The 21,559-nt window shown below is 59.9% G+C and carries 15 protein-coding genes and 1 pseudogene; 3 read left to right on the forward strand and 13 right to left on the reverse strand.

Annotated elements, in window-relative coordinates:
* Window positions 1-85: 85 nt before the first annotated feature.
* From uvrA to CLU84_RS17970, 4 genes are all read right to left on the reverse strand, one after another.
* On the reverse strand, window positions 86-6,034 hold the full coding sequence (uvrA, locus tag CLU84_RS17955) for an excinuclease ABC subunit UvrA (RefSeq protein ID WP_099738951.1): 5,949 nt from the start codon (window positions 6,032-6,034) through the stop codon (window positions 86-88).
* Window positions 6,035-6,182: 148 nt separating this feature from the next.
* Window positions 6,183-6,320, reverse strand: a complete 138-nt coding sequence (locus CLU84_RS22250) for a hypothetical protein (RefSeq protein ID WP_198460804.1) — start codon at window positions 6,318-6,320, stop codon at window positions 6,183-6,185.
* 216 nt (window positions 6,321-6,536) lie between these two features.
* The gene (locus tag CLU84_RS17965) at window positions 6,537-7,550 is read right to left on the reverse strand and encodes a porin (protein ID WP_099738955.1); all 1,014 of its coding nucleotides are present in this window, start codon (window positions 7,548-7,550) and stop codon (window positions 6,537-6,539) included.
* Window positions 7,551-7,809: 259 nt separating this feature from the next.
* Window positions 7,810-9,492, reverse strand: coding sequence for an MFS transporter (locus CLU84_RS17970; RefSeq protein ID WP_099738957.1), 1,683 nt, complete (start codon window positions 9,490-9,492; stop codon window positions 7,810-7,812).
* 293 nt (window positions 9,493-9,785) lie between these two features.
* On the opposite strand from CLU84_RS17970, the gene CLU84_RS17975 reads away from it, so the two are divergent.
* Complete coding sequence (locus tag CLU84_RS17975) at window positions 9,786-10,094, forward strand: DUF485 domain-containing protein (RefSeq protein ID WP_099738959.1); 309 nt, start codon at window positions 9,786-9,788, stop codon at window positions 10,092-10,094.
* The gene (locus CLU84_RS17980) at window positions 10,091-11,824 is read left to right on the forward strand and encodes a cation acetate symporter (protein ID WP_099738960.1); all 1,734 of its coding nucleotides are present in this window, start codon (window positions 10,091-10,093) and stop codon (window positions 11,822-11,824) included. Before CLU84_RS17975 ends, CLU84_RS17980 begins: the two co-directional genes overlap by 4 nt.
* Window positions 11,825-11,933: 109 nt before the next feature.
* On the opposite strand, the gene CLU84_RS17985 is transcribed toward CLU84_RS17980, so the two are convergent.
* Window positions 11,934-12,854: a LysR family transcriptional regulator gene (locus CLU84_RS17985; RefSeq protein ID WP_099739130.1), complete on the reverse strand. Its 921-nt coding sequence runs from the start codon at window positions 12,852-12,854 to the stop codon at window positions 11,934-11,936.
* 393 nt (window positions 12,855-13,247) lie between these two features.
* Here CLU84_RS17985 and CLU84_RS17990 point away from each other — a divergent pair, with 393 nt between their 5' ends.
* On the forward strand, window positions 13,248-14,369 hold the full coding sequence (locus tag CLU84_RS17990) for an NADH:flavin oxidoreductase/NADH oxidase (RefSeq protein WP_099739132.1): 1,122 nt from the start codon (window positions 13,248-13,250) through the stop codon (window positions 14,367-14,369).
* A 45-nt stretch (window positions 14,370-14,414) separates the two neighbouring features.
* Here the strand turns inward: CLU84_RS17990 and CLU84_RS17995 are convergent, their stop codons facing one another.
* The 8 genes and pseudogenes from CLU84_RS17995 to CLU84_RS18030 all read right to left on the reverse strand — a co-directional run bounded on the left by CLU84_RS17995 (window position 14,415) and on the right by CLU84_RS18030 (window position 21,495).
* The gene (locus tag CLU84_RS17995; RefSeq protein ID WP_099739134.1) at window positions 14,415-15,050 is read right to left on the reverse strand and encodes a 2-hydroxychromene-2-carboxylate isomerase; all 636 of its coding nucleotides are present in this window, start codon (window positions 15,048-15,050) and stop codon (window positions 14,415-14,417) included.
* Window positions 15,051-15,081: 31 nt separating this feature from the next.
* Window positions 15,082-15,381, reverse strand: a complete 300-nt coding sequence (locus tag CLU84_RS18000; protein WP_099738962.1) for a DUF1289 domain-containing protein — start codon at window positions 15,379-15,381, stop codon at window positions 15,082-15,084.
* 2 nt (window positions 15,382-15,383) lie between these two features.
* A complete protein-coding gene (locus tag CLU84_RS18005; RefSeq protein ID WP_099738964.1) occupies window positions 15,384-15,875 on the reverse strand; it encodes a YbaK/EbsC family protein in 492 nt (163 codons plus the stop codon).
* Window positions 15,876-15,924: 49 nt separating this feature from the next.
* On the reverse strand, window positions 15,925-16,461 hold the full coding sequence (locus CLU84_RS18010) for a DUF2799 domain-containing protein (protein ID WP_233210260.1): 537 nt from the start codon (window positions 16,459-16,461) through the stop codon (window positions 15,925-15,927).
* 42 nt (window positions 16,462-16,503) lie between these two features.
* Window positions 16,504-17,412, reverse strand: a complete 909-nt coding sequence (locus CLU84_RS18015; protein ID WP_099738966.1) for a hydroxymethylglutaryl-CoA lyase — start codon at window positions 17,410-17,412, stop codon at window positions 16,504-16,506.
* Between the two features lie 142 nt (window positions 17,413-17,554).
* Entirely contained in the window at window positions 17,555-18,478 is a 924-nt protein-coding gene (locus CLU84_RS18020; RefSeq protein WP_099738968.1) for a glyoxylate/hydroxypyruvate reductase A, read from the reverse strand.
* 177 nt (window positions 18,479-18,655) lie between these two features.
* Window positions 18,656-20,683 (reverse strand): acetyl/propionyl/methylcrotonyl-CoA carboxylase subunit alpha, encoded by a 2,028-nt coding sequence (locus tag CLU84_RS18025; RefSeq protein WP_099738970.1) that lies wholly within the window; start codon window positions 20,681-20,683, stop codon window positions 18,656-18,658.
* Between the two features lie 60 nt (window positions 20,684-20,743).
* A pseudogene (locus CLU84_RS18030) lies at window positions 20,744-21,495 on the reverse strand (DUF4126 domain-containing protein).
* Window positions 21,496-21,559: the final 64 nt, after the last annotated feature.

The raw sequence follows: 21,559 nt of genomic DNA on the forward strand, positions 1-21,559 counted from the left end.
GCCACTCATTTCTCCACGCTGATTATTCGGAGCAGCGTGGAGTTTCTGTGTAGTGCTTCAACTCTTGCACAATATTTTTATGGCATCACTGCCGTGCCAGAACCGGAGCCAATGCCTTGCCTGTGTGGGTACCGATCCTGACCAGCTCCTCTGGCGTGCCCTCAGCCACGATGCGGCCGCCGTCATTGCCGCCTTCGGGGCCCAGGTCAATGACCCAGTCCGCCTCGGCAATCACGTCCAGGTCATGCTCGATGACGATAACGCTATGGCCACCATCCACCAGTCTGTGTAGCACGTGGATGAGCTTGTCCACATCCGCCATGTGCAGGCCGACTGTCGGCTCATCCAGCACATACAGCGTATGCGGTGCCTTCTGGCCCCGGCGACCCACTTCGTCGCGCACCTTGGTCAGTTCGGTCACCAGCTTGATGCGCTGGGCCTCTCCACCGCTGAGCGTAGGCGATGGCTGGCCCAGCGTGAGATAGCCCAGCCCCACATCCTTCAGGAGTTGCAGCGGCTGCGCAATGGAAGGCATGGCGGCAAAGAACTCCACCGCCTCATCGACCTCCATCTGCAGCACATCACCGATGTTCTTGCCGCGCCAGGTCACGGCCAGCGTCTCGGGGTTAAAGCGTGCGCCGTGGCAGACCTCGCAAGCCACTTTCACATCGGGCAAAAAGCTCATTTCGATGGTGCGCACGCCCTGACCTTCACAGGCCGGGCAGCGGCCTTCGCCGGTGTTGAAGCTGAAGCGCCCCGCCGCATAGCCTCGCGCCTTGGCCTCCAGCGTCTCGGCAAACAGCTTGCGAATCGTGTCCCAGAAACCGATATAAGTGGCCGGGCAGGAGCGCGGCGTCTTGCCAATCGGTGTCTGATCGACTTCCAGCACCCGGTCCACGGTCTCGAAGCCCTTGATCCCCTTGCAGCCGACCAGCTTGGGCGACTGTCCCGCATCCATGGCATCGCGCCCGGCCTTGGTCGATCGCTGCTGCACCCAGGCCGCCACATTGGTCAGCAACACATCACGCGCCAGCGTGGACTTGCCTGAGCCAGACACGCCCGTCACAGCCACCAGTCGCTTGAGCGGCACGCGGGCATCGACGTTCTGCAGATTGTGCAGATGAGCCCCAAGCACGCTGAGCCAGCGCAGTGCATTGCTGTCCTCAGCCACTACATTTTCAATAGCTGCGACCGCCTTCTTTTTCTTGGCTTTAGATGGTTTTATCTCTGAAACCGCTACATCAACGACGCTAGCAGCTTCTGCATTGATAGAAGACGACTCTGCAGCCGGTGCTGCTGGCGGCTCGCCCTCGCCCACCCACAGTCGTGGCTTGAAGGGGTGGCGCATGGCGTGCAGCAGGTAGCGGCCGGTGACGGATTCCTCGGCGGCCATGATGTCGGCCACCGAGCCTTGAGCAACCAGACGGCCGCCACGAATACCGGCACTGGGGCCGATATCGATGATGTGATCGGCACGGCGAATCGTGTCCTCGTCATGCTCCACCACCACCAGCGTATTGCCTTTGTCGCCGAGCTTGTGCAGGGCGTTGAGCAGGATCTGGTTGTCGCGTGCATGCAGGCCAATCGTGGGCTCATCCAGCACATAGCAGACGCCCTGCAGATTGCTGCCCAGCTGGGCGGCGAGGCGAATACGCTGCGCCTCGCCGCCACTGAGCGTAGGCGCGCCACGGTCCAGCGTCAGATAGTTGAGGCCAACCTCTTCGAGGAATTCAAGACGGCTCTGAATTTCAGGAATCAGGTCGCGTGCAATATCACTTTCACGACCCGACAGCGCCAGCTGCTGAACCCAGCGGCGCACATCGGTCACCGAGAGCTGCGCCACATCGGTAATACCCACGTCGTGAAATTTCACGGCCCGCGCCGTGGGGTTCAGTCGCGTGCCATGGCACTTAGGGCATGCCACCTCGGCGAGATCTTCCACTTCCTGGCCCTCGAACTTCACTTCGCGGCCCCGGTTGTCTTCGGCCAGCAAGGTGTCGTCATAGACCTTGCGCTGATCCTTGGTCAGCTTCACGCCCGTGCCCACGCAGTCGGGGCACCAGCCGTGTTTGCTGTTGTACGAGAACAGACGCGGGTCCAGCTCGGCATAGCTGGTGGCACAAACCGGGCAGGCGCGCTGGGTGGAGAACACCTGCAGCGCACCAATACCCGCCGTGCTCTGCCCGCCCTGCATGGCATCGGCCAGATTTTCCAGGCCTGACAGCACATGCAGCACGCCCTTGCCGATCTCCAGCGCCTGACGCAGATGAGCGCGCAGCTCTTTCTCGGTGGCAGCAGTCACCGCCACGCTGGCCACGGGCAGCTCGATCGTGTGCTCCTTGAAGCGGTCGATGCGCGGAAAGCCCGTGGTCGGCAGAAACTCGCCATCCACCCGCAGATGGGTGTAGCCCTTGGGTCTGGCCCAGTCGGCCAGCTCGGTATAGACGCCCTTGCGGTTGACGACCAGCGGCGCCAGCAAGCCAATGGTCTGACCACGGAAGTTCGTCATCAGCTGCGCGGCAATGCTTTCCTCGGTTTGCGGCTGCACGACGGCATCGTCGTGAATACAGTGCTGAATGCCCAGTTTGACGTAGAGCAGGCGCAGGAAATGCCAGACCTCGGTGGTTGTGCCCACCGTGGACTTGCGCCCACCGCGTGACAGACGCTGCTCAATCGCCACCGTGGGAGGAATGCCATACACCGCATCAACTTCGGGCCGGCCTGCGGGCTGGACGATGGAGCGTGCATAGGCATTAAGCGATTCGAGATAGCGGCGCTGGCCTTCGTTGAACAGAATGTCGAACGCCAGCGTGGACTTGCCCGAGCCGGAAACACCCGTCACCACATTGAACTTGCCACGCGGAATATCCACGCTCAGCGACTTGAGGTTGTGCTCTTTGGCGTTGACGATTTCAATCGCATTTTTGGCCTGTGGCGCTTGTGCAGCCTTGGCTCTGCGCTCTGGTTTGTAGAGCATGGGCGCGACTTCACGCACCGCCTCGCCGCCCACCCCCATGGCCAGGTCGTATTCACGCAGGGCCTGCGCCGTGTGCGAAGCCTTCACATGGCGCACATCTTCAGGCGTCCCCTGGGCGACGATCAGACCGCCACCGTCGCCGCCTTCGGGGCCCAGATCAATCAACCAGTCGCTGGCTCGAATCACGTCCAGGTTATGCTCGATGACGATCAGCGAATGCCCGGCTTCGAGCAGCTTGCGCAGCGCACGCATGAGCTTGGCGATGTCTTCAAAGTGCAGGCCCGTGGTGGGCTCGTCAAACAGGAACAGCGTGCCTTTTTTGGCCAGCGACTGCTTGCTTTTGGACTGCGCCTTGGCGGCCTCGGCCAGAAAGCCTGCCAACTTCAAACGCTGGGCTTCGCCGCCCGACAAGGTAGGCACGGGCTGGCCCAGCTTTACGTACTCCAGCCCCACATCAACAATGGGCTGCAGCGCACGAATCACATCACGGTCCTGCGAAAACAGCAAGGCCGCTTCGGCGACGGTCAAATCCAGCACATCGGCCACATTCAAGGACTGACCGTTACGCTCGATTTTCACTTCCAGAATTTCGGGGCGATAGCGTGTGCCATTGCAGTCGGGACAGCGCAGATACACGTCCGAGAGAAACTGCATCTCCACATGCTCAAAGCCCGAGCCACCGCAGGTAGGGCAGCGCCCGTCACCGCTGTTGAAGCTGAACTTGGAAGCGGTGTAACCGCGCTGGCGCGACAGCGCTGCCACGGCAAACAGCTCGCGCAGCGCATCCCAGGCGCCCACATAGCTGACCGGGTTGGAGCGCGCCGTTTTACCAATGGGCGACTGGTCGACAAACATCACATCGGCCAGATGATCCGCCCCCATCAGGCGTTCAAATGCGCCTGCCGCATCGGTGGGTTTGCCAAAGTGGCGCATCAGTGCGGGCACCAGCACATCCTGAATCAGCGTGGATTTGCCAGAGCCTGAAACGCCAGTAATCGTCACCAGGCGCTGCAGCGGGAAGTCCACGCTGATGTCTTGCAAGTTGTGCTCGCGCGCACCTTCCAGAATCAGACGCGGCGTGGAATCAAGCACCATGCGCTTGAGCCCGAAACCGACTTGCTTGCGCCCCCCCATATAGGCACCGGTCAGGGTGTCAGCAGTGCGCAGCTCATCGGGTGTTCCGTCAAACACGATATTGCCGCCGCGCGCACCCGGGCCGGGGCCCATGTCGATCACGCGGTCAGCGGCAAACATGACGGCCGGGTCATGCTCCACCACCACCAGCGTGTTGCCTGCATCGCGCAGGCGCTGCATGGCTTCGGTAATACGTTCCATGTCGCGCGGATGCAGGCCAATGGACGGCTCATCAAGCACAAATAACGTGTTGACCAGCGAGGTGCCCAAGGCCGTGGTCAGGTTGATACGCTGCACCTCACCGCCGCTGAGCGTACGGCTCTGACGGTCCAGTGTGAGATAGCCAATACCCACGTCGCACAGATACTGCAGGCGCGTCATGACTTCTGCGTGCAGCATTTTGAGCGCCTGCGCCTCGCCATCGTTCTTATCGGCATCGGCGCTTGGCGCCAGCTGAGCAAAGAATTCGCGCAGCCGCGTAATGGGCAGTCGCATCAAATCATGGAGGCACAGGCCAGGTAGACCTTCGAGTTGCTCACGGCTCCAGTTCACGCCCTGCGGCATAAAGCGCTGGTATCGGCCACTGTCATCATGGGCGGGAAGCACGGCATCAGCAGCCTGCTTGCCACCGATGCGCCAGAGCAAGCTCTCGGTCTTTAGGCGTGCGCCGCCGCAAGTGGGGCATTCGGTGTAGCTGCGGTACTTGGACAGCAGCACCCGGATATGCATCTTGTAGGCCTTGCTTTCCAAATATTCAAAGTAGCGGCGAATGCCGTACCAGGTCTGGCTCCACTTGCCGTTCCAGTTGGGTGAGCCTTCTATCACCCAGTCTTTTTGTTCTTTGGTCAGCTTGGCCCAGGCGGTATCGCGCGGAATGCCTTCGGCCTCGGAGTGGCGCATCAGGTCATCCTGAATTTCCTTCCACGCCGGGGTCTGAATCGGCTTGATGGCACCCGTGCGCAGCGTGAGCTTGTCGTTAGGGATCACCAAGCCCCAGTCCACCCCGATCACGCGGCCAAAACCGCGGCAGGCATCGCAGGCGCCCACCGCCGAGTTGAAGGAGAACAGCGAGGGAATGGGCTGCAGGTAAGTCAGATTGCTTTCGGGGCAATGCAGGCCTTGCGAGAATTTCCACAACTCAGGTTCGGCCTCGACTCCACTCTCAGGTAGCACATAGACCGTGAGACGGCCACTGCCACGCTTGAGACCGACTTCAATCGCCTCCATGGCTCGCACACGCTCCGCCTTGCTGAGGCGAAAACGATCAGCAATCACGTCCAGCACCTTGATTTTTTCAGGTGCCGCTTTGGTCTTCTTGCCCTTGGCGGGAACGTCCTCACCCGCTGGCAAAGCACGCTCTACCTCTCGCTCGGCCTGAACCTTGGTGAAGCCGCTGGCAGACAGCCATTGCTCCACTTCTTCTGCAGTCGTATTGGCAGGCAGCTCGACCGGAAAGGTGATGGCAATACGCGGGTCGCCCGCCGCTTCGCAGCGCTGTGCCAAGGCGGCATAAATGGTGTCTGCCGTATCCTGGCTGACGGGCAGTGCCGTCTCTCGGTCAAACAGACTTCCAGCACGCGCAAACAGCAGCTTGAGGTGGTCGTTAATCTCCGTCATCGTTCCCACGGTAGAGCGGGAGTTACGCACGGGATTGGTCTGGTCAATCGCAATCGCGGGGGGTACGCCTTCGACCTTGTCCACCGCAGGTTTGTCCATGCGATCCAGAAACTGGCGCGCATAGGCCGAGAAGGTCTCTACATAGCGGCGCTGGCCCTCGGCGTACAGCGTATCGAACACAAGGCTGGACTTGCCCGAGCCGCTGGGGCCCGTGACCACGGTCAGCTCACCGGTGCGGATATCGATGTCCAGATTGCGAAGATTGTGCTGGCGAGCACCACGGATACGAATCAGGCCCTGCGTCATGTTCTGCGGTCTTTTCTATGGAGGCCAAACATTCTAGGCAGTCCTGACATGTACCGCAGATCTGCACGTGCATTACGGCTTTGAAAAATCACGAAGTCGCCCAAAAGAAAACCCCGACTTGCGGGGCTTTCTTTTGATATCAGGCTTCTCACTTGGTTTCTGCCGGAGCAGAGATGGCGTCTGCGCCATGCTTTTCACCACTCATATCCACCTTGTCACCCGCCTTCATGATGACGAACAGCGACACCGCTGCAAACACGATAAATCCAACCACCAGCTTCCACATGCTTGTCTCCAGTCTTTTGATGTTGTCGCGAACGGCTGCACTTCCCATGCTCTGATCGCTATCCATTGAAACCGGCACACATTTCTCGGAGCTTACTGACGCAAGCCGAATGCATAAGAAAAAACCCCATGTCTTTCGACATGGGGTATGAACTTGGAGTAATGGTCTGCATTATCAGCTGCAGCTGCTGGAGACACCGCTTACGCGGTGCACACATTAGAAGTTGTGGCGCACGCCCAGAGCGAAGGAGCTGAAGTCTGTGCCAGCAGAGCCGGTCATGTAGTTAGCACCCTTGCTGTTGTTCACCTTGGTGTAGTAACCGTAAACCTTGGTGCGCTTGCTCAGGTTGTAGTTGTAGCCCAGGGTCCACTGCGTCGCAGCGGAATCATCGATATGGCTCCACTTGTTGGCACGACCCACGTTAGCATGGAATTCCGAAGCGCCCAATGCATACATGGCCGACAGACGGAAATTGTTGCGCGAGCCGGCACCAGTTGCCGTGATCTTGTCGTCGTCCTTGTTACGCTGATAGTAAGCACCCAGAGTCACTTGACCAAATGTGTACAGACCGCGCAGAGCCGCTTGCCAGTTACCACCGACCTTGCTGTAGCCAGCACCCAGGTGCAGAGGACCTGTGGCGTAGTTGGCAGCCAGATCGTAACCGTTCTTGCGAGGACCGACCGTGGGATCCTTCTCATGCAGGGACACCGAAGCATCCACAGTCAGGCCGCCGAGGCTCGGAGTGCGATAGCCAACCTTGTTCTTGGTGCTCAGACCGCCGAACCAGACGGGATCGTAGTACAGGGCATCGGAAGAGGAGCCTGTATCGTGGTTGTGCATGCTGATGTAGTCAGCCGTGGCGTAGTAGGACTCGGGAACGAAATTGCCCAGACGGATCATGCCGAAGCCGCCAGACAGGTTCACTTCGCTCTGACGAGCAAAGGACATGCCAGTGGTTGGGTGGGTCCAGGCAGAGCCAGTACCTGTATCGGAATTGAAGCCACTTTCCAGAGTGAAGCCGGCCTTCAGACCGCCACCCAGATCTTCGGTACCGCGAACGCCCCAGCGGGAGGCATTGTTGTACAGGCCAGACACCGATTGGTCGCCAATCTTTTGGCGCTCAACCGTGGTGTTGATACGGCCATACAGCGTCACGCTGCTCTGTGCCATTGCGGTCGTTGCGCCCATCACAGCCAATGTGGCCAGTGCGATGCGAGTCATCTTGGTCATTCAATGCTCCTGTATCTTGAGATAGTGTTTTTTGCACCGCATTGGCTGTAGGTTTGATGCCTTACCGCGGCTAGGGTCGATTCTAGGGGGGGCACTCGAAAAAGCTTGATCTGCGTCTCAAAAAATCGAAGCGATGATGCTTTGTTGCCACACCTTTGTCACAACTTCTTACTAGGTAAAAACGATAATGCCCGCGCGGCATAAGGCCTTGCGGGCATTGAAAAGGGCGCTGCGTAAATTGCAGCACCCGTCAAACAAATCAGTCTTCTGCGTAGATGTCGCGGTCCTTGGTTTCGGGCACGAACAGCGTACCGATCACGGCGGTCACGCCCGCGATGATGATGGGGTACCAGAGGCCGTTATACATATTGCCAGTCTGCGCCACGATGGCGAACGACATGGTGGGCAGCAGACCGCCAAACCAGCCATTACCAATGTGATAGGGCAGGCTCATCGAGGTGTAGCGAATGCGTGTGGGGAACAGCTCCACCAGCATGGCTGCGATAGGGCCGTAGACCATGGTCACCAGCAGCACCAGATAGAACAAGATGGCGACCATCAGGGGCTTGTTCATCTTGCTGGGGTCTGCCTTGTCAGGGTAGCCATCCTTCTTCAGGGTCTCGGTCACGGCCTTGTTGAATGCAGCACCCTTAGCCTTCAGCTCGTCGCCACTCAGGCCAACCAGTGAATAGCCGGGGATCGTGTCGCTGCCGATCTTGATGACCGCAGGCGTTCCGGCAGGTGCATCTTCACTTTCATAGCTCACAGAACGGTTAGCAAGTGCTTGCTTGGCCACGTCACAGGAACTGGTGAACTTGGAGGTCCCGGTCGGGTTGAACTGGAATGAGCATTCCGCAGGGTCAGCAACAATGACAACCTTGTTCTTGGCCTGTGCTGCAGCCAGATCAGGGTTGGCCGCTTCGGTCAGTGCCTTGAACGCGGGGAAGTAGGTAAGCACCGCCAGAATGCAGCCCAGCATGATGATGGGCTTGCGACCAATCTTGTCCGACAGCGTACCGAAGATCACAAAGAAAGGCGTGCCGATCAACAGCGCTGCAGCAATCATCAGATTAGCGGTTACCGCGTCGACCTTGAGCTGCTGGGTCAGAAAGAACAGCGCGTAGAACTGTCCCGTGTACCAGACCACGGCCTGGCCTGCAGTCAAACCGACCAGCGCCAGAATCACGATCTTGAGATTCTTCCACTGACCGAAGGATTCGGTCAGTGGCGCCTTGGACACCTTGCCCTCGGCCTTCATTTTCTGGAAGGCAGGCGATTCAGACAGCGTCATGCGAATCCACACGGAAACCGCCAGCAGCAAGATGGACACCAGGAACGGAATGCGCCAGCCCCAGTCCGCAAAAGCCTCTTCGCCCAGGGATGTGCGCACACCCAGAATCACCAGCAGCGACAGGAACAAACCCAGCGTAGCCGTGGTCTGAATCCAGGAGGTGTAGGCACCGCGCTTGCCGTCCGGCGCATGCTCGGCCACATAGGTAGCAGCACCACCGTACTCACCGCCCAGCGCCAGACCTTGCAGCATGCGCAGCACGATCAAGATGATGGGTGCAGCCACGCCAATGCTGGCATAAGTTGGCAAGATGCCCACGATGAAAGTGGACAGGCCCATGAGCAAAATCGTCACCAGAAAGGTGTATTTTCGCCCGATCATGTCCCCCAGGCGGCCAAACACCAGTGCACCGAATGGACGCACGATGAAGCCCGCCGCAAAGGCCAGCAGCGCGAAGATAAAGGCGGAGCCTGAATCCAGACCACTGAAGAATTGCTTGGCGATGATGGCCGCCAGCGAACCGTACAGATAGAAGTCATACCACTCGAAAACCGTTCCGAGTGATGACGCAAAGATGACTTTGCGCTCTTCCGGGGTCATCGGCCGCGGTGCCGATTTACCTCCTACATTTGCTGTCGCGTTGATGGCCATGGTTGTCTCCTTGATTTTTGAAATATCAGGTGCTGCCAACTCACCTGCTTGCCCAATATCAAAGCGGCAACTGACCGCTAACTTACAAAAATTCGCTTTCCAAAATTTCAAGACAGGGCTTTACCCGACCCTCTCCGCACTTACCCGGATCCATTTTTCCCCGATGTGAAAAACCGGGTGGAAACACCGATAACGTAAGTAAGGAGGCGGTCAGACGGGCTTCTCAGAATGCACCGACCAGCAAGCCATTCGCACTGGATCGCTGGCTGTAAATATTCGAAGGAGACAACGCTGTGAGAGACCCGGTGATAGAGACCATCCAAAACAACCCCGCCTACAAGGAACTGCGCCGCAAACGCAATCGCCTAGGCTTTTCGCTGACCTTGTTGATGCTGGTCGTGTACTACGGCTATGTCGCGCTGATCGCATTCGACAAAGAGCTACTCGCCACACCCATTGGCGCTGGCGTGACCACGGTGGGCATTCCCATCGGCATGGGCGTCATCATCTTTTCCGTGATCATTACCGGCCTCTATGTGCGCCGCGCCAACAACGAGTTTGATCAGCTCACACACGACATTCTCAAAGGCGTCAAGTCATGAAGCAGCGCAACTCTTTGCAATGGCTGGCAGGCGCTGCGGCGTTGGCGGCTGCCGCTCCCGTGCTGGCAGCCGGTGGCGATGTGGGCAATGCCGCCAAGCAGGCCACCAACTGGACGGCCATCATCATGTTCACCGCCTTTGTGCTGGCCACTTTGTGGATCACCAAGTGGGCAGCAGGCCGCACCAAATCCGCTTCGGACTTCTACACCGCTGGCGGCGGTATCACCGGCTTTCAGAACGGTTTGGCGATTGCGGGCGACTATATGTCGGCCGCCTCGTTCCTGGGTATTTCCGCTTCCGTCATGGCCAGCGGTTATGACGGCCTGATCTACTCCATCGGCTTTCTGGTCGGCTGGCCTTTGCTCACCTTTTTGCTAGCAGAACGTCTGCGCAATCTGGGTCGCTTCACCTTTGCCGACGTGGCTGGCTACCGCTTTGCACAAGCACCCTTCCGCATCTTCGCAGCCTGCGGCACGCTGGTCGTTGTGGCGTTCTACCTGATTGCCCAGATGGTCGGTGCGGGCCAGCTCATCAAGCTGCTGTTCGGCCTGGACTACTGGATTGCTGTGGTGCTGGTCGGCGGCCTGATGATGGTCTACGTGCTGTTTGGCGGTATGACAGCCACCACCTGGGTGCAGATCATCAAGGCTTGCCTGCTGCTGGCCGGTGTGACCTTCATGGGCTTCATGGTGCTGGCCAAGTACGGCTTCAGCCCCGAGGCACTGTTTGCCGAAGGCGTGAAGGTGCGCACCCAGATTGCGGCCAATGGCGGTGCCGAGCCGTCCGTAGCAGAAAAGCTGGGCCTGGCCATCATGGGCCCGGGCGGCTTTATCAAAGACCCCATCTCCGCCATCAGCTTCGGCATGGCTTTGATGTTCGGTACGCTGGGCCTGCCCCACATCCTGATGCGCTTCTTCACCGTGCCTGACGCTAAAGAAGCGCGCAAGAGCGTGTTCTGGGCCACCACCTGGATCGGCTACTTCTACGTGCTGATCTTCATCATCGGCTTTGGTGCCATCACACTGGTGCTGACCAACCCCGAAATGGCCGACACGGCCAAGGGCATCATTCACGGCGGTGCAGGCACGGCCAATATGGCGGCTGTGCTGGTGGCCAAGACCGTGGGTGGCGATGTGTTCTACGGCTTCATCTCGGCCGTGGCTTTTGCGACCATTCTGGCCGTGGTGGCGGGCCTGACCCTGTCGGGTGCCTCCGCCGTGTCGCACGACCTGTACGCCACAGTGGTCAAGAAGGGCAAGGCTGACAGCGCTTCCGAACTCAAGGTCTCGCGCATCACCACGCTGTGTCTGGGCGTTGTCGCTGTGCTGCTGGGCATTGTGTTCGAGAAGCAGAACATTGCCTTCATGGTCTCGCTGGCCTTTGCTGTGGCAGCTTCCGCCAACTTCCCGCCACTGCTGCTGTCCGTGCTGTGGAAAGACTGCACCACCAAGGGTGCCGTGATCGGCGGCTTCATGGGTCTGGTTTCATCCGTGGGCCTGACCGTTGTGTCGCCCTCGGTGTGGGAAGGCACGCTGGGCAACCCAGCTGGCTCGGCCTGGTTCCCCTACGCCTCTCCCGCACTGTTCTCCATGGCGATTGGCTTCTTCGGCGTGTGGCTGTTCTCGGTGCTCGACAAGAGCGCACAAGCCGCCAAGGAGCGTGAGGCTTTCGCCGCGCAGCAAGTGCGTTCGGAAACTGGTCTGGGCGCAGCCGGAGCATCGGGTCACTGATGACGAACTGGTCCGGTGCAACGCCGGGCCTTTGAGCTTAATTACGCCAACGGAGCTTTGAGTTCCTCGAATGGCCCGCAGAAAACGCTGCTGTTTCTGCGGGCCAATTTCATGGCGCGCCCAGTCCGTCGTTCTCCGCCAGCTCAAACAGCAGCTCTCTTGCCCACTGGTGCCCGGGCGAGCGATGCGTGCGCTCATGCCATGCGGCCGTCTTGGTGAAACCTGGGATCTCAAGCGGCGGCTCCAGTACCACCAAACCCGAATTCGGCCTGACCAGTCGCTGCGGCACGACGGCGATCAGATCGCTGCTGCGCAGTATCTCGGGCAGCACCAGAAAACTGGTGACCGATAAGGCCACACGTCGCTGGCGACCCAGACGCTCCAGCGCCTCATCCGTCACGCCGCGAAAGCTGCCACCGCCGTAAGAAACCAGTGCATGGTCGAGTTCACAAAAGCGCGCCAGCGACAAGCAGCGCCTGCGCGCATCCGGATGATCGGCTCGCATCACGCAGACATAGCGTTCGTCGAAAAGGCGGCGCGCATGCAGATCCGGAGCCGTGTTCTCCGGCGTGATCAGCGCCAGATCGATATCGCCGCGCTCCAGCCGCTCGTGCAGCGGCAGATGCTGGGCCGGCACCACGGCCACGCAAACTCCGGGGGCGCGCTTTCGCAACTCGGCCAGAAACGGCAGGACCACGGCCTGAAGCGCGTAATCCGTGGCAGCGATGCGCAGCGTCATATGCGCCGTGGCCGGATCGAAGCCCTGAGGGCGCAGCAATGCCTCGGCATTGCACAACAGCTCCTTGAGCGGCCCTGCCAGCGCCTGGGCGCGCAAGGTGGGGGCAATGCCGCGCTGCGTTCGCACAAACAGCGGGTCGTCAAAGCTCTCGCGCAGCCGCGTCAGCATGCCGCTGACCGCAGGCTGGGTCAGCGACAGGCGCTCGGCGGCACGCGTCACGCTGCGCTCGTCCAGCAGCGCGTCCAAGGCCTTGAGCAGATTCAGATCCAGATTTTTGATATTAGTTTGCACGATTTCATAAATCAAAAATATCGATTGGATTTATTTCAACACAAGCGCGATGATTAATCCCTTCCTATCCACCAAACCCCTGCTTGCATTGTCTTCATTGACCCACCTACCATTGCCGCCCCGACCAGAAACCTTGCCTACTTTGACAAGAAGGTTGGCCCCGCGATGACCGGCTAGACGACCAATAGCGCGCAGCAGGCAAATTTTGCAGCCCACTTACCCCCGGCTTAACCTTTACATTTTGATAGCAGCTACCGTTTGCAAAGCATCGCTTTGATATGCAATTCATTCCTTAGACAAGGAATGAGTGGCATCTGGCGCTATCAAATTTTCTATGAATGCCCGCAACAAGCTGGGCATTCGGCAAACCACCCTCCCCCCAAGCTTTTCACCATGTCTGCACTCTTTAGCCCTTTCACTCTCAAAAGCCTCACGCTGCGCAACCGCATCGCCATTCCGCCAATGTGCCAGTACAGCGCCACCGATGGTCTGACCAATGACTGGCACCAGACTCACTACACATCTATCGCGCGGGGTGGTGCTGGGCTGGTCATCGTCGAAGCCACAGGCGTCTCGCCCGAAGGCCGCATCTCGCCGGACTGCACCGGCCTCTGGAACGATAGCCAGATCGAAGGCATGTCCCGCATTGCCGCCGGTATCAAGGCCGCAGGCTCCGTGCCCGGCATCCAGATCGGCCATGCCGGACGCAAGGCCAGCGCCAACAATCCCTGGGAAGGCGACGAGCACATTGCCGAAGGCGATGCACGCGGCTGGCAACCCATCGCGCCATCGGCCATCGCCTTTGGTGGCGGTCTGCCACGCGTGCCCCGCGCCATGACGTTGGAAGACATCGCCCGCGTGCAGGCCGACTTTGTGGCCGCTGCCCGCCGCGCGCTGGAGGCTGGCTTTGAATGGCTGGAGCTGCACTTTGCCCACGGCTATCTGGCGCAGAGCTTTTTCTCGGCCCACAGCAACCAGCGCACCGACGCCTACGGCGGCAGCTTCGACAACCGCGCACGCTTTCTGCTGGAGACTGTGGCCGCCGTGCGCCAAGTCTGGCCTGAGCATCTGCCACTGACGGCACGTTTCGGCGTCATCGAATACGACGGCCGCGACGAGCAAACTCTGGAGGAATCCATCGCTGTCACCAAGCAGATGCGCGAGCGCGGGCTGGACCTGCTCAACGTCAGCGTCAACTTCGTGATTCCCGATGTGAAGATTCCCTGGGGCACGCCCGCCTTCCTCGCCCCAATTGCCCAGCGCGTGAGCCGCGAAGCCGGCATTCCCGTGGCATCGAGCTGGGGCATGGATGACCCGCAAACGGCAGAGCACATCGTGGCGGATGGTCAGGTTGAACTGGTCATGATTGGCCGCGCCCATCTGGCCAACCCGCATTACACGTACCAGCTGGCCCAGACTCTTGGCGTGGATCGTCCTGACTGGACATTGCCCGCACCCTACGCTCACTGGCTGGAGCGTTACCGCGGCGCAGGCAAGCTGGCCACCGCGAAGTAACTGACTAGAAAGAGACCTGCAGCGCAGCAGGTCTCAGTGTCTGCCTCAAATCAGGCCTGACTCCACATGGGCCACCGCCTGCCAATGCGCATCAAACCAGCTATCACCCTCAAGATAGCTGCGCAGCATGGGCAGTGCATCCAGCCCCCAGAAGACATGGCCATCCACCTCCCATGCGGGCACGCCAAACACACCGGCCTTGCTCGCTTGCTCGGTATTGGCTCGCAGCCATTGCTTTACTTCGTCACCGGCTTCATCGTGGTGCTTCTGTTCCTGTAGCAGGGTGCGTAGGCTCTGCAAGCGCTGCGGGTCATTTGCATCCTCACCACCCACCCAGACATGCTGCATGACCGCCTGTGCCACAAAGCGGTTAATTCCGCCATCACGCCCATGAGCCAGCGCCAGCCGCAGCAAAGGTGTGGGCTTGAATGGGTGCTGCGCCGGCATCTGCAAGCCAATGCCCAGCGAATGTCCCAGCCATGTCGCATGCCGGTAAGTCCACAGCCTCTTGTCCGGAATACCTGCCGGTCCGGGGTTGGCATTGCCCTGCAGCAACGCACCCAGCAGCACCGGGCGATATTCCACGTGATAGCTGAGGCCCTGCAAAGCCTTGGGCATCTGCTCCAGCGCCAGCCAGGCATAAGGGGAAACAAAGTCCAGATAACAGGTGATGTGCTTCATGCCGGCTCGCATTTTGAGAACGGGTTAATCATCAGATTTCAGATTCGCGAGGGTCTTTCAAGCCAGCGCGTTGCAGCAGCTGTCCCCAGGTCTGCAGACGCAGCTCGCTGTCGCCCTTGGACCAGGCACGAATTTCATCAATGGTTCTGAAGCAGCCCTTGCAGTGGCTGCGATCTTCCGTCATGCGGCAGACATTGATACAGGGCGATGCCACGGGTTGATCGGCCTCGGCCCAGACCAGGGCCACCTCGGCCTTGTTAGCCAGCTGCACCAGTTGTTGCGCTTGCTGTTCTTGCAGCGCTTGCTGCTCTTGAAGAAGTTCTGTACTCATGCCTACACCACCACATCCGACCAAGGCGCATCCGTCAGTTGCTGCAACTGATCAGGAGACGCGGGGAACACACCATAAGGATGCCCTGCGGCAGCCCACACCGTATCAAAGCGCTTAAGCTCGGCATCCATCAAAGTGACGACCTTGCTGGCATGGGCCACAGGGCTTACGCCGCCAATCGAAAAGCCGGTGCTGGTTTTGACAAAGTCTGCATCAGCACGCCCCACAGGGCCGACCAGCGCGGCGACTTTTTTCTCATCGACACGCTTGTCGCCCGATGTCACCACCAGCACGGCCACGCCATCCATACGGCGCTTGAAGATGATGCTCTTGGCCACCTGCCCAACCAGAATGCTGAGCTGATCGGCGGCCTCCTGCGCAGTGCGCGCAGCGCCATCCAGCATCTGCGGCGCATGGGGATGGCCGGCATCCTGCAAAAAGCGACTGACGCGCTGCACACCTTCCGGCAGCGCATGAAGTTCTGACCCACACATTGTTTTGTTTTCCTGGAAATAGCGCCGCACCCAAGCAGCGCCCTAGCCTCTACTGTGCCAGTTTGAATTTGAGCTGCACCAGCTCCAGCTGCAAATCACGCAGGTCTTTCTGGACATAGGCGATATGGCTGGCACTGTTCTTGGCCTCCCGAGCCTCGCGTAATTCTTTTTTCTTGGCGCTGATGCGGCGCTCCAGCTCGCTCGCATGCTCCTTGGCTTCAAGGATTTCACGCGCGGGGCTATAGCCTTGCAAAAAGGCCCCCTCGACCTGAGCGGGACAGTAGCCGTACTGATACTTGTTGCCCGCCTCGGCATAGGCCTTGCCGCTTTGGGGTGTGCAGAAGTCCCGCAGACCGCGCATCCAGCCTTGCTGATAGGCGCGAGCATCCATCTGCACGCCTTGGTCCTTGCAGGCTCTGAAATGGCGCTTGGCTCGGGTGTTGATATCTTGCTTGCCATCCATGGCGTCAAGCTGCCCCAGATAGGCCCAGTCAGTGTCTTTGCACTCCTGTGCATCCATGGTGCTGCAGCCCGACAGCAACAGCACAAAACACAGCGCCAGAGAAAAACGAAATCTTGCTTGCATGGGCCTGATGGTAACAACGCCCATGCGGCTTACGTCACACTATCAGCCTGCGCGTTTGGCCAGCAATGCTCTGGCTACGCGCGACTGCGTGGGGCGGCCCAGATGCTCGCTGATGAACTGGCCTGCATCGATCAGCTTATCAAGGTCGATGCCCGTCTCAATGCCCATGCCGTGCAGCAGATAGACCACGTCTTCGGTCGCCACATTGCCCGTAGCCCCCTTGGCGTATGGGCAGCCACCCAGCCCTGCGACCGAGGATTGAAAGTTCCACACCCCCAGCTCCAGCGCCGCCAGCGTGTTGGAGAGTGCCTGGCCGTAGGTGTCATGAAAATGGCCAGACACCTGATCAATCTCGAAATGCGCCAGCGTGGCCTGCAACGCCTTTTGCACCTTGATGGGCGTGCCCACGCCAATGGTGTCGGCCACATCCACGCGCTGCACGCCAATGCTCTTCATCAGGCCTGCCACATAGCCCACTTTTTCAGGCGCAATCTCACCCTCATACGGGCAGCCCACGGTGCAGCTCATGGCTCCGCGCACGGCAATGCCCGCATCCAGCGCGGCCTGGACCACGGGGGCAAAGCGCTCAATGCTTTCAGCAATCGAGCAGTTGATGTTTTTCTGGCTGAAAGCCTCGCTGGCCGCGCCAAACACCACGATTTCATCGGGCTTACTCGCCAGCGCTGCCTCAAAGCCTTTGAGATTGGGGGTGAGAACCGAATAAAGCACTCCGCTCTGACGCGTAATGCCCGCCATGACGGAGGCAGCGTCCGCCATCTGCGGCACCCATTTGGGCGACACATAGCTGGTGACTTCGATCTCTTTGAGGCCCGCGTCCTGCAGGCGCTGTACCAGATCGATCTTCACGGCGGCTGGCACAGGCTGCTTTTCATTTTGCAGGCCGTCGCGTGGCCCTACATCGATGAGTTTGACGCGTGCGGGGTACTTCATTTCGTTCTCCTATCGTTTCTTTACGCTGACTATTGAACAAGCACACCCCTTGCAAGAGACGCCTAGCAAGGGCCACCCCGCAGCGTTGGTGTAATCCCCCTTTCCGAAGAGAAAGGGGGACGACACCAACGACTCAGGGGGTTCAATATCCTTTTTTAAGGTCTACACGCCCGGTCACAGCTTCACCCCGGCTCATGGCGGCCACCTTGCCCACGATCTGGGCAATGCTGTCAGCCGCCAGAGTGCGGGCCGAGGTATGGGGCGTGAGGATGATCTTGGGGTGCTTCCAGAATGGATGATTGTCCGGCAGCGGCTCCTCGCGGAACACATCCAGCATGGCACCGCTGACATGGCCCGCATCCAGCTGCGCGATCAGGTCTGCGTCCACCACATGACCGCCGCGGCCCACATTGATCACATAGGCACCGGTGCGCAACTGGCTCAGCGTGTGGGCGTTGATGATGTTTTCGGTTTCTGCATGCAAGGGCAGCAAGTTGACGAGGATGCGGGTCTCGCTCAAAAAAGCATCCAGCTGATCCATGCCGCCAAAGCACTTCACGCCCTCCATCTCGCGCAGCGATCGGCTCCAGCCATTGACGGGGTAGTCAAACACCGTCAGCGCCTTGGCCACGCGCTCGCCCATCTTGCCCAGGCCCATCACGCCCACGGGGTAGTCCACCCGTTTGGGGTTGCGCTGGTGCTGCCACACGCCCTGCGCCATATCAGCCTCGTACTGATCCAGCCCACGGAAGAAGCGAATCACGGCCTGCGCCACATACTCGGCCATCTGCACGGCCATGCCCGCGTCTTCAAGCCGGTAAACGGGCAGCGCAGCGGGAATGGTCAGCGGCAGCAGCGCATCCACACCGGCGCCGATGTTGAACATGGCCTTGAGGCCTGTGGCCTGCTCATCAATGAACTGCTGGGGCGGAGCCCAGACCAGCGCATAGTCGGCCTGAGCCGCGCCCGGCTCCCAGATGCTGATGTCTGCACCCGGCAGCGCATCATGCAAACCTTTGAGCCAGGGTTCTGGCCGCGTATCGTCACAGCAAAATGTTACTTTCATGGGCGTGAAGCCTAATGGTTTGGCGCTGGCATTGCAGCGCCGCCTGAATCAATTTTGCTATCAATAAAGAAGCTTCTGGCGCTTGTCATCATTCGGTTTCAGCATGAAAAGACTCTTAAATCCATACATGACAAGCGCAAGCTGCTCTTTTTGCAAAACAGTTCAACCCACTCGCAATCAGGCCGCGACTTCGATGCGCAGCAGCTCCGCACCCTCGCTGACCTGATCGCCGGGGGTGTAGAGCAGCTCCAGCACCACGCCATCGCCGGGGGCGGCAATCGTATGCTCCATCTTCATGGCCTCCATGACCGCCAGCGGCTGGCCCTTGCTGACCTTGTCGCCCGCCTTGACATTGAAGGACACGACCTTGCCCGGCATGGGTGCCGTCAGGCGGCCACCTTCATGGCCGGTGTCGCCAGCATGGGCCAGCTGATCCACCACGGTGATCTGGGCACTGCCCGCCTCGGTGAAGATGGACAGTTGCTCGCCTTGCGCGTGGACCACGGCCACCGTGCGCTTGCCGCCCAGGTTCAGCTCCAGCCTGCCATCAGGCAGAGCACGCCACTGCAGCGTGGCTTCGGTGCGGCTGTCGCCCTCACCTACGCCGACCTGGTATGTCTGACCATCACGGCCATAAGCAAGACCTGCGCTGAACTCTTCACCCCGGTATGCAAAGCCGAACGAGCGCTCATAGCGGCCCGATATGCGCCAGCCATCGCGGCGGCTAAAGGGGTCAGCGCCTTGCGCGGCCTGCTCGCGCTGCAACTGCCAGGCCATGGCGGCAGCTACGGCCAGATCGCGGCCCACAAAGTCTTTGCCAAACAAGGCATCGCGTTCGCGCTCGATCAGCGCGGTATCGAGCTGCGCATTGCTGAACGCCTGACTCTTCACCACCTGACGCAAAAACTGCACATTCGTCGTCAGCCCCACGATATGGGTCTGAGTCAGCGCCGCATCGAGTCGCGCCAGCGCCTGCGCTCGGTCATCGCCATGGACGATGAGCTTGGCGATCATGCTGTCGTAGAAGGGGCTGATGGCATCGCCCTCGCGCACGCCGTCATCCACACGCACATCGCTGATCTCAAAGCTGGTGCACACAGGCTTGCGATATACGGCCAGTGTGCCGGTGGCGGGTAGGAAATTGTTCTCAGGGTTCTCGGCGCAGATACGCGCTTCAATCGCATGGCCGATGATTTTCAGCTCGCTCTGCAGCTTGGGCAAAGGCTTGCCAGCCGCCACTTGCAATTGCCACTGCACCAGGTCTTCGCCGGTGATGGCTTCGGTCACCGGGTGCTCCACCTGCAGGCGGGTATTCATCTCCATGAAGTAGAACTTCATGGCCTCGGGCTGGCCGTAACCGCCGGGCTGCTCAACGATGAATTCCACCGTGCCTGCGCCCACATAGTTCACAGCCTTGGCGGCGGCTACGGCCGCTTCACCCATCTGCTTGCGCAGCGCTTCGGTCATGCCGGGCGCAGGCGCTTCTTCCAGCACCTTCTGATGGCGGCGCTGCACCGAGCAATCGCGCTCGAACAAATACACGCAGTTGCCATGCGTGTCGCCAAACACCTGAATTTCGATATGGCGCGGGCGCAGCACGTATTTTTCAATCAGCACGGCATCGTTGCCAAAGCTGTTGATGGCTTCGCGCTTGCAGCTTTCCAGCAGAGCGGCGAAGTCTTCGGACTTCTCCACCAGTCGCATGCCCTTGCCGCCACCACCAGCGCTGGCCTTGATGAGCACGGGGTAGCCAATGCGGTCGGCCTCTTTGTGCAGCATGGCCGGGTCCTGGCCTGCGCCGTGGTAGCCAGGCACCAGAGGCACGCCAGCTTTTTCCATCAATTGCTTGGATTCGGCCTTGAGTCCCATGGCGCGAATGGCACTGGCAGGCGGGCCGATAAAGACCAGCCCCGCCGCCTTGCAGGCGTTGGCAAAGTCTTCGTTCTCAGACAGAAAGCCGTAGCCGGGGTGAATGGCCTCGGCACCCGTAGCCTTGGCGGCTTCCAGAATGCGCTCCCAGCGCAGATAGCTGTCTTTGGGTGCGCTGCCGCCGATGTGCACGGCCTCATCGCAGGCACCCACATGCTTGGCCAGCGCATCCGCATCGGAATAGACGGCAACGGTCTTCACACCCATGCGGCGGGCGGTAGCGGCTACGCGGCAGGCGATTTCACCGCGATTAGCAATCAGAATTTTCTTGAACATATCGTCTCCAAATATTTATGCCGAATCGCCCGCTAGCGCCTATCAATCAAGCGCAAGCAGCTATGTTTTTTGCACTACATCCTGCACAGCCGTATCGCCACGCAGGCGTCTGAAAATCGCCTTGAGAAAACGCCACAGCGCCCAGATCACCAGCCACATCACGACCACCACCACCACCAGCACGCCGCCAAACACCAGCGGGTTGGCCAGCGCCAGCCAGACGGCACCCAGCGATACCGTGTCCTCCGCCAGGCTGGCACCCACGTTGGAGAAAGGTTCTGGCGAGGTGTTGATGAGTGCCCGCGTTGTGGTCTTTGCCGCCTGACTGGTAGCAGCCAGCGTGCCGCCCATCAGCGCGGCAGCCATGGCCATGGTGGTGTTGTCCGCACCAAAGACCGAAGCGGCCAGCGCCGCACCGGCAGGAATGCGCAGCACGCTCTGAAACATGTCCCAGACCGAATCGACCACGGGAATCTTGTCCGCAAAGAACTCCACAAACAGCAGCCCGCCGCTGATGACCAGCACCATGGGATGGGCCAGCACATGCAAGCTACCGGGCAGGGGCATCACGCCCGTGACGCCCAGCATGCCCACCACAAACACCACGGCATAGAGCCTAAAGCCGCTGGCCCAGCCCAGTGCGGCGGCCAGCGCCAGCATGGCCCCATGTCCATCTGGCCCACAGCCTGGCCTGCCTTGGCGGCGACGTCGCCCACCTGCGTGGCAGCATCGCCCACGGCTTGCGCCGTTTCGGGGTCAATGTGCAGGCCCGAGCGGTGCAGCCAGCTGATGATGGTTTGCCAGATATCCATGGTGTGTTTCCTTATGCAGAGGCGAAACTCTAAAACGACTCTGGCACAAGGTTTGTCAGTTCAG

The organism is Comamonas sp. 26, from assembly GCF_002754475.1.
Lineage (GTDB): Bacteria > Pseudomonadota > Gammaproteobacteria > Burkholderiales > Burkholderiaceae_C > Comamonas.

What these genes read in the sequence shown, in the direction of transcription:
- uvrA (WP_099738951.1), bottom strand. Translation starts at nt 6,034, where the DNA reads ATGACGCAGGGCCTGATTCGTATCCGTGGTGCTCGCCAGCACAATCTT.
- CLU84_RS22250 (WP_198460804.1), bottom strand. Translation starts at nt 6,320, where the DNA reads ATGTGGAAGCTGGTGGTTGGATTTATCGTGTTTGCAGCGGTGTCGCTG.
- CLU84_RS17965 (WP_099738955.1), bottom strand. Translation starts at nt 7,550, where the DNA reads ATGACCAAGATGACTCGCATCGCACTGGCCACATTGGCTGTGATGGGC.
- CLU84_RS17970 (WP_099738957.1), bottom strand. Translation starts at nt 9,492, where the DNA reads ATGGCCATCAACGCGACAGCAAATGTAGGAGGTAAATCGGCACCGCGG.
- CLU84_RS17980 (WP_099738960.1), top strand. Translation starts at nt 10,091, where the DNA reads ATGAAGCAGCGCAACTCTTTGCAATGGCTGGCAGGCGCTGCGGCGTTG.
- CLU84_RS17990 (WP_099739132.1), top strand. Translation starts at nt 13,248, where the DNA reads ATGTCTGCACTCTTTAGCCCTTTCACTCTCAAAAGCCTCACGCTGCGC.
- CLU84_RS17995 (WP_099739134.1), bottom strand. Translation starts at nt 15,050, where the DNA reads ATGAAGCACATCACCTGTTATCTGGACTTTGTTTCCCCTTATGCCTGG.
- CLU84_RS18000 (WP_099738962.1), bottom strand. Translation starts at nt 15,381, where the DNA reads ATGAGTACAGAACTTCTTCAAGAGCAGCAAGCGCTGCAAGAACAGCAA.
- CLU84_RS18005 (WP_099738964.1), bottom strand. Translation starts at nt 15,875, where the DNA reads ATGTGTGGGTCAGAACTTCATGCGCTGCCGGAAGGTGTGCAGCGCGTC.
- CLU84_RS18010 (WP_233210260.1), bottom strand. Translation starts at nt 16,461, where the DNA reads ATGCAAGCAAGATTTCGTTTTTCTCTGGCGCTGTGTTTTGTGCTGTTG.
- CLU84_RS18015 (WP_099738966.1), bottom strand. Translation starts at nt 17,412, where the DNA reads ATGAAGTACCCCGCACGCGTCAAACTCATCGATGTAGGGCCACGCGAC.
- CLU84_RS18020 (WP_099738968.1), bottom strand. Translation starts at nt 18,478, where the DNA reads ATGAAAGTAACATTTTGCTGTGACGATACGCGGCCAGAACCCTGGCTC.
- CLU84_RS18025 (WP_099738970.1), bottom strand. Translation starts at nt 20,683, where the DNA reads ATGTTCAAGAAAATTCTGATTGCTAATCGCGGTGAAATCGCCTGCCGC.